We start from the raw sequence: 6,087 nt of genomic DNA, 5'->3' as shown, positions 1-6,087 counted from the left end.
CCCGGTGCCGAGTACGGCCCGGCCAAGCAATGGCCGGCGGCCTACTACGCGCAGCTGGCGGCGGAGCTTGGCCGGCAAGGCATCCGCAGCTGGATCATCGGTTCGAAGAAGGAACAGCCGCTGGGTGCGGAGATCGTCGCAGTCTCGAATGGTGCGGCGATCAATCTCTGCGGCCGCACCAGCCTGGTCGATGTCATCGATCTGGTCAGCGTTGCCCGCGCAGTGGTCTGCAATGATTCGGGACCGATGCACATCGCGGCGGCAGCGGGCGCCAAGCTGGTCGCGATCTATGGTTCATCGACGCCGGATCACACGCCGCCGATGACCACGCACGCCGCGATCCACTACCGGCGTCTGGCTTGCAGCCCCTGCTTCGAGCGGACTTGTCCGTTGAAGCCACCCGCGGAACCGATGGCCTGCCTGACCGGCATCCATCCGGACGCGGTTTTATCGAGCCTGACGCGGCTCGCAGACTTATAATGCGCGCCGTTCGGGTACGCGCCGGGTCGGCGCCTCCCGTCCCCTTTCAAAGCCCGGCTGCAAACAATCGAGGAACGAAGCAAATGACGACGATGGCCGACCGTGATGGCTTGATCTGGCTCGACGGCGAAATGGTGCCGTGGCGTGAAGCCCAGACCCATGTCCTGACCTACACGCTGCACTACGGCGTCGGCTGCTTCGAAGGTGTCCGTGCGTACCACACGCCGAAGGGCACAGCGATCTTCCGGCTCGGCGATCACACCAAGCGCCTGTTCAACTCCGCGAAGATCCTCGGCATGAAGATGCCGTTCTCGCAGGAAGTGATCAACGAAGCCCAGCTTGAAGTGCTGCGCGCCAACAAGCTGAAGGAAGCTTATCTGCGGCCGATGGTGTTCTACGGCGCCGAAGGCATGGGCCTGCGCGCCGACAACCTGAAGACCCACGTGATGGTCGCCGCCTGGACCTGGGGCGCGTATCTGGGTGCCGACAACGTCGAGCGCGGCATCCGCGTGCGCACCTCGAGCTACACCCGTCACCACGTCAATTCGATGCTCTGCCGGGCCAAGGCCAACGGCAACTACATCAATTCGATGCTGGCGCTGAACGAAGTGCTGAAGGACGGCTACGACGAAGCGATCATGCTCGACATGTCCGGCCACATCGCCGAAGGCAGTGCCGAGAACATCTTCCTGGTCAAGGACGGCGCGCTGCATACGCCGGATCTGAACTCTTGTCTCGATGGCATCACCCGCAAGACCATCATGCAGCTGGCGGCCGATGAAGGCATCCCGGTGTACGAGCGCCGCATCACCCGCGACGAGATGTACATCTGCGACGAAGCCTTCTTCACCGGCACCGCCGCTGAAGTGATGCCGATCCGCGAGATCGACAACCGCGCGGTCGGTGCCGGCAAGCGCGGCCCGATCACCGAGAAGCTGCAGAAGCTCTACGTCGCCTCGGTCAAGGGCGAGCGCAGCGAATATCCGGAGTGGCTGTCGCACACCAGCTCGGCCGCCGCCAAGGCCGCCTGAGTCTCCGCCCCGCGTGAGCGACCGTGATGAGGTGATCGCGGCAATCCCGGCCTTCCAGCGCGCCCGCGTGCTGGTGGCCGGCGATGTGATGCTCGACCGCTACTGGGTCGGGCCGACCGGCCGCATCTCGCCGGAAGCGCCGGTGCCGGTGGTGCGCATCCAGAAGGACGAAACCCGTCCTGGCGGCGCGGCCAACGTGGCGCTGAACATCGCTTCGCTCGGTGGTGCCGTGCAGTTGCTCGGCGTCGTTGGTCGTGACGAAGCGGCGGGCAAGCTGCGCGAAGCGCTGATCGCCAAGCACGTGTTGCCGACCTTCATCGAAACCGCGTCCTGCCCGACGATCACCAAGCTGCGCGTGCTGTCGCGCAATCAGCAGCTGATCCGGCTCGATTTCGAGGAATCGCTGGCGGTCGCCGGTGCCTTCAATCGCGGGGACTATCTGGCCAGCTTCAAGACGGCGCTGGCCGATTGCTCGGTGGTGATCCTGTCCGACTACGGCAAGGGCACGCTGGCCGATGCCGCGTTGATGATCGCCGCTGCGCGCGCCGCCAACCGGCCGGTGCTGGTCGATCCGAAAGGCAGCGACTGGCGGCCGTATCGCGGAGCGACCCTGATCACGCCGAACCTGTCCGAACTCGAAGCGGTTGTCGGCCCTTGTCCGGACGACGCGACGATCGTCGCCAAGGGCACCAAGCTACGCGACGAGCTCGGTATCGACGCACTGCTGGTCACCCGTTCGGAAAACGGCATGACCCTGCTGGCGCCGAACCAGCCGCCGCTGCATCTGCCGACCGTCGCTCGCGAAGTGTTCGATGTCACCGGCGCCGGCGATACCGTGATCGCCACCTTCGGCGCCGCGCTGGCTGCTGGCCATGATTTCGGCCACGCGGCGCGCATCGCCAATCTGGCCGCCGGCATCGTCGTCGGCAAGCTCGGTACCGCCACCGTCACCCAGAGCGAACTGCTACGCGCGATCCGCCGTCAGCACGAGGACGACAGCGCCGTGCTCGCCGAAGACGAGCTGCTCGAGCGTGTGCGCGCGGCGCAGGCGCAGGGCCAGGTCATCGTCATGACCAATGGCTGTTTCGATCTGCTGCATGTCGGCCATGTTCGTTATCTGGAAGCGGCGCGCCGGCTGGGCGATGTGCTGATCGTCGCGGTCAACACCGATGATTCGGTGAAGCGTCTGAAAGGCCCGACCCGGCCGCTGAACAACACCGACGACCGCATGCGCATGCTGGCCTCGCTGAAGTGCGTCGACTGGGTGGTGCCGTTTTCCGAAGACACGCCGCTGCGCCTGATCACCGCCGTGCTGCCGGACCTGCTGGTCAAGGGCGGTGACTACCGGCCGGAGCAGGTTGCCGGTCACGACGTGGTCAGCGCCAACGGCGGCCAGGTGGTGATTCTCGATTTCCATCCCGGCTATTCGACAACCCGGATCATCGAACGCGCACGCGGCTGAACGCAGCACTGCAACATTCCGACTCTCACCTGAAGGAAGCCCCGATGCGCATCAAGCCGAAGTTTCTGTCCGCCGCGCGCCTGCTCGGCCTTGCTGTGCTGGCACTGGTCGCACAAGCCTGGCTGACGCCGTCCGTTGCTCTGGCTGCACGCTTCCAGCCGGTGGCCGGCGTGACCACCTTCGAGGCCGAGTTCACGATCGACGGACGTGCTCGCCGCGTGCTGTACGTGCGCCCGGTGGCGAACCCGAGTGGCCTGGCACCGGCGATCGTCGTGCTCCATTACGCGGGTGGCGATTCGGAGGAAATGGCCAATCTGATCGAGATCGGCCAGCTGGTGCGCGATACCGGCGTCTGGGCGATCCTGCCGAATTCGCGGGGCCGCAACTGGTCGTTCGATCCGGTTCGTGACCGCAATGGCCCGGACGATGTCGGCCTGATCACCAAGGTCATCGACAACGCCGTTTCGGCCTATCCGATCGACGCTCGCCGGGTATACCTGACCGGCTTCTCGTCCGGCGGCTTCATGACCCAGCGTTACGTCTGCGAGCATCCGGAGCGGATCGCCGCCGCGGCCTATGTGTCGTCGACTTTGCTCGATAGCCTGCGCAGAGTCTGCACGCCGTCGCTGCCAATGCCGATCATCGGCATGCATGGCACGCGCGATCCCAAAGTGGCCTACAGGAAGAAAGTCGGCTTGTCGTCGGCCCCGGACACGGCGCTGTTCTTCGCCAACCTCAACCGCTGCCTGAGCCCGCCACAGCACAGCAATCTGCCGAACATCGCCAACGATCGAACCACCGTGCAGCTCGACGCCTACAACAGCTGCGCTTCGGCCTCGCCGGTGCGCTTCTACACGATCACCGATGGCGGCCACACCTGGCCGGGCAACGACTATCAGCTGGGTTTCGCAGGGCGCACGACGCAGGACATCGACGCCACGCGGGTGATCTGGGATTTCGTCCGCAACTACGCCCGCTGAACGCAGCGCTCTTTACAGCCAGCCCTTCTGCCGCGCCAGCCGATAGGCCTCGATGCGGTTCGCCGCACCGAGCTTGCCGATCGCTTCCGACAGATAGTTGCGCACCGTGCCGTGGGATAGGTGCAGCTGCGCGGCGATCTCCGCAGACGCCAGGCCTTCGCCGGCCAGCCGCAGCACGCGGCGCTCGCGTTCGTTGAGCGGGTCCGGCTCGCCCCAGGCTTCCAGCGCCAGCTGTGGATCGATCACCCGGCCGCCGTGCTGCACCTTGCGCAGTGCCTCGGCGAGCTGTTCGGCCGGCGCATCCTTGAGCAGATAGCCGACCACGCCGGCATCGAGCGCCCGGCGCAGATAACCGGCACGGGCGAAGGTGGTGACGATCACCACCTTGCAGCGCAGGCCGCGTTCGGCAATCCGCGCCGCCAGTTCCAGGCCGCTGAGCTTGGGCATCTCGATGTCGGAGACCAGCAGATCGGGCTTCAGCTGCTGCACCGCCAGCCAGGCCGCTTCACCATCGGCGCAGGTGCCGACCACATCGATATCGGCTTCCAGATCGAGCAAGGCGGACAAGGCTCCGCGCACCATCGCCTGATCCTCGGCCAGCAGTACGCGGATCGCGCCCAGCGCCTTGCCGTTGTTGATGGCTTCGCCGCTCATGCCAGCGAGGCCGGCAGCGAACAGCCGGACGCCGATGTCTGCGCAGTGGCGGTAACTGGCGCTGCTTCGGGATGGATCGGCACCCGCAGGCTCAGACGGGTGCCGCCACCAGGTGGTGATTCGATCGCCAAGCTTCCGCCAAGCGCTTCCAGGCGCTGCCGCATGCCCTGCAGGCCGTTGCCGAACCGGTCGTCGTCGACGCCGCCGCGGCCATCGTCGGCAATGCTCAGTTCGATTGCCGCGCCATCCTGTTGCAGGTTCAGCAGCACGTTCTTGGCGCCGGCATGGCGATGGACGTTGGTCACCGCTTCACGCAGGCACATCGCCAGCGCGGCATCGATGTTCAGCGACAGCTCCGGTAGCCGCTCGGCACCGCTCAAGGCCACGCCGGAGGATTCCAGCAGCAGCCGGGCCGAGACCCGTTCTGCGGCGAGACCGCTGGCGCGAATGCCGGTGACCGCCGCGCGAACCTGGGTCAGCGATTCACGCGCGACCTGGTGCAGTTCGCGGACATGCTCCCGCGCGGCCAGCGGATCACGCTCGAACAGACGATCGGCCAGCTCGCTCTTGATCGCGATCAGCGACAGCGTGTGACCGAGCAGATCGTGCAGATCACGGCCGATGCGTTCGCGCTCGGCGCTCGCGGCAAGCCGCCGCACTTCCTGCTGGGACAGCCGCAGCTCGCTGTCATGGCGAGCGTTGATGCTGAAGAACAGATTGAGCAGGCCGATGATCGTGCAGGTGGCGACCGCGCCGATGGTCACCGGCAGCGGCAGCCGGTCGAGCAGGGCGACTACCGAGAACATCGCCATGAAGGCCGCCAGCCACAGTAGCGAACGCTTCGGCGTGGTGCAGAACGGGAACAGCGCGCAGGCGTAGATGGCGTAGGACCAGGTCTTGGTCGTCGGCAAGGTCACCAGGCCGAGCATGGCGATCGCAGCGGTGTAGTAGACGACCCGGGCGCCGTCGCCGTACCAGGCTTTCAGATACAGCCACAGGAACAGCGGCACCGTGGCGTAGGTGCCTGCCGTGATCAGCAGGCTGTTGTCCTTGCGCATCCAGGGCGCAGCGAACACCCAGAACAGCCAGATCAGATGCAGCAACGGAAACCAGCTGCCGCCGGTCAGCAGGCCACCGCGCCCGATCCGGATCGCGATGCACTGAGGATGCGGCCTGAGCAGAGTGTCGAGCATTGAGCGGCGAGGGCTGGCTTCCGTCCGATGCTGAGGCCCGCGCGCGGGCTGGGCAAGCGCTGCGCTGACGTCGTTCATGGCGGCTTACACCCACCAGCCGTTGGTGATGAAGATGCGACGGCTGGCACCTTCCCTCTCCACCGACTTGGTCGCGGTCGCCTTGGGCGTCGCGTACTGCGTCCGCGACGCCAGCGGCGAGGACGCTGCCGAGATGCGAGACCACGCCGCGGTATGCGGCAGCCCCAGCACCCCGAAGCTGCCGACGATGCAGACGGCCGCGATCAGCT

The 6,087-nt window shown here is 66.1% G+C and carries 7 protein-coding genes; 4 read left to right on the top strand and 3 right to left on the bottom strand.

Going from position 1 to position 6,087, the window contains the following annotated elements; genetic code table 11:
- The 4 genes from waaF to QZY06_RS08905 all read left to right on the top strand — a co-directional run.
- Positions 1 to 480 (top strand): lipopolysaccharide heptosyltransferase II (waaF, locus tag QZY06_RS08920; protein WP_295683050.1); only part of this gene is annotated, 480 nt, incomplete at its 5' end.
- Between the two features lie 83 nt (positions 481 to 563).
- Complete coding sequence (locus tag QZY06_RS08915) at positions 564 to 1,511, top strand: branched-chain amino acid transaminase (protein WP_293393752.1); 948 nt, start codon at positions 564 to 566, stop codon at positions 1,509 to 1,511.
- A 31-nt stretch (positions 1,512 to 1,542) separates the two neighbouring features.
- The gene (hldE, locus tag QZY06_RS08910) at positions 1,543 to 2,973 is read left to right on the top strand and encodes a bifunctional D-glycero-beta-D-manno-heptose-7-phosphate kinase/D-glycero-beta-D-manno-heptose 1-phosphate adenylyltransferase HldE (RefSeq protein ID WP_367275596.1); all 1,431 of its coding nucleotides are present in this window, start codon (positions 1,543 to 1,545) and stop codon (positions 2,971 to 2,973) included.
- Between the two features lie 44 nt (positions 2,974 to 3,017).
- Positions 3,018 to 3,953 (top strand): PHB depolymerase family esterase, encoded by a 936-nt coding sequence (locus QZY06_RS08905; RefSeq protein WP_295683043.1) that lies wholly within the window; start codon positions 3,018 to 3,020, stop codon positions 3,951 to 3,953.
- A 12-nt stretch (positions 3,954 to 3,965) separates the two neighbouring features.
- On the opposite strand, the gene QZY06_RS08900 is transcribed toward QZY06_RS08905, so the two are convergent.
- The 3 genes from QZY06_RS08900 to QZY06_RS08890 all read right to left on the bottom strand — a co-directional run.
- Complete coding sequence (locus QZY06_RS08900) at positions 3,966 to 4,607, bottom strand: response regulator transcription factor (protein ID WP_295683041.1); 642 nt, start codon at positions 4,605 to 4,607, stop codon at positions 3,966 to 3,968.
- The gene (locus QZY06_RS08895) at positions 4,604 to 5,800 is read right to left on the bottom strand and encodes a histidine kinase (protein ID WP_295683038.1); all 1,197 of its coding nucleotides are present in this window, start codon (positions 5,798 to 5,800) and stop codon (positions 4,604 to 4,606) included. The genes QZY06_RS08900 and QZY06_RS08895 overlap by 4 nt, the downstream gene beginning before the upstream one ends.
- A gap of 84 nt (positions 5,801 to 5,884) precedes the next feature.
- A partial coding sequence (locus tag QZY06_RS08890; protein WP_295683036.1) for a hypothetical protein occupies positions 5,885 to 6,087 on the bottom strand: 203 nt, incomplete at its 5' end.

The organism is uncultured Nevskia sp. (assembly GCF_903885465.1).
Lineage (GTDB): Bacteria > Pseudomonadota > Gammaproteobacteria > Nevskiales > Nevskiaceae > Nevskia.
The sequence above is the reverse complement of the archived record's forward strand: the minus strand, read 5'-3'. Positions and strand labels throughout refer to the sequence as shown.

Excerpts from the sequence above, each read along its gene's own strand:
- QZY06_RS08895 (WP_295683038.1), bottom strand. The coding sequence starts at position 5,800 with ATGCTCGACACTCTGCTCAGGCCGCATCCTCAGTGCATCGCGATCCGG.
- QZY06_RS08905 (WP_295683043.1), top strand. The coding sequence starts at position 3,018 with ATGCGCATCAAGCCGAAGTTTCTGTCCGCCGCGCGCCTGCTCGGCCTT.
- QZY06_RS08900 (WP_295683041.1), bottom strand. The coding sequence starts at position 4,607 with ATGAGCGGCGAAGCCATCAACAACGGCAAGGCGCTGGGCGCGATCCGC.
- QZY06_RS08915 (WP_293393752.1), top strand. The coding sequence starts at position 564 with ATGACGACGATGGCCGACCGTGATGGCTTGATCTGGCTCGACGGCGAA.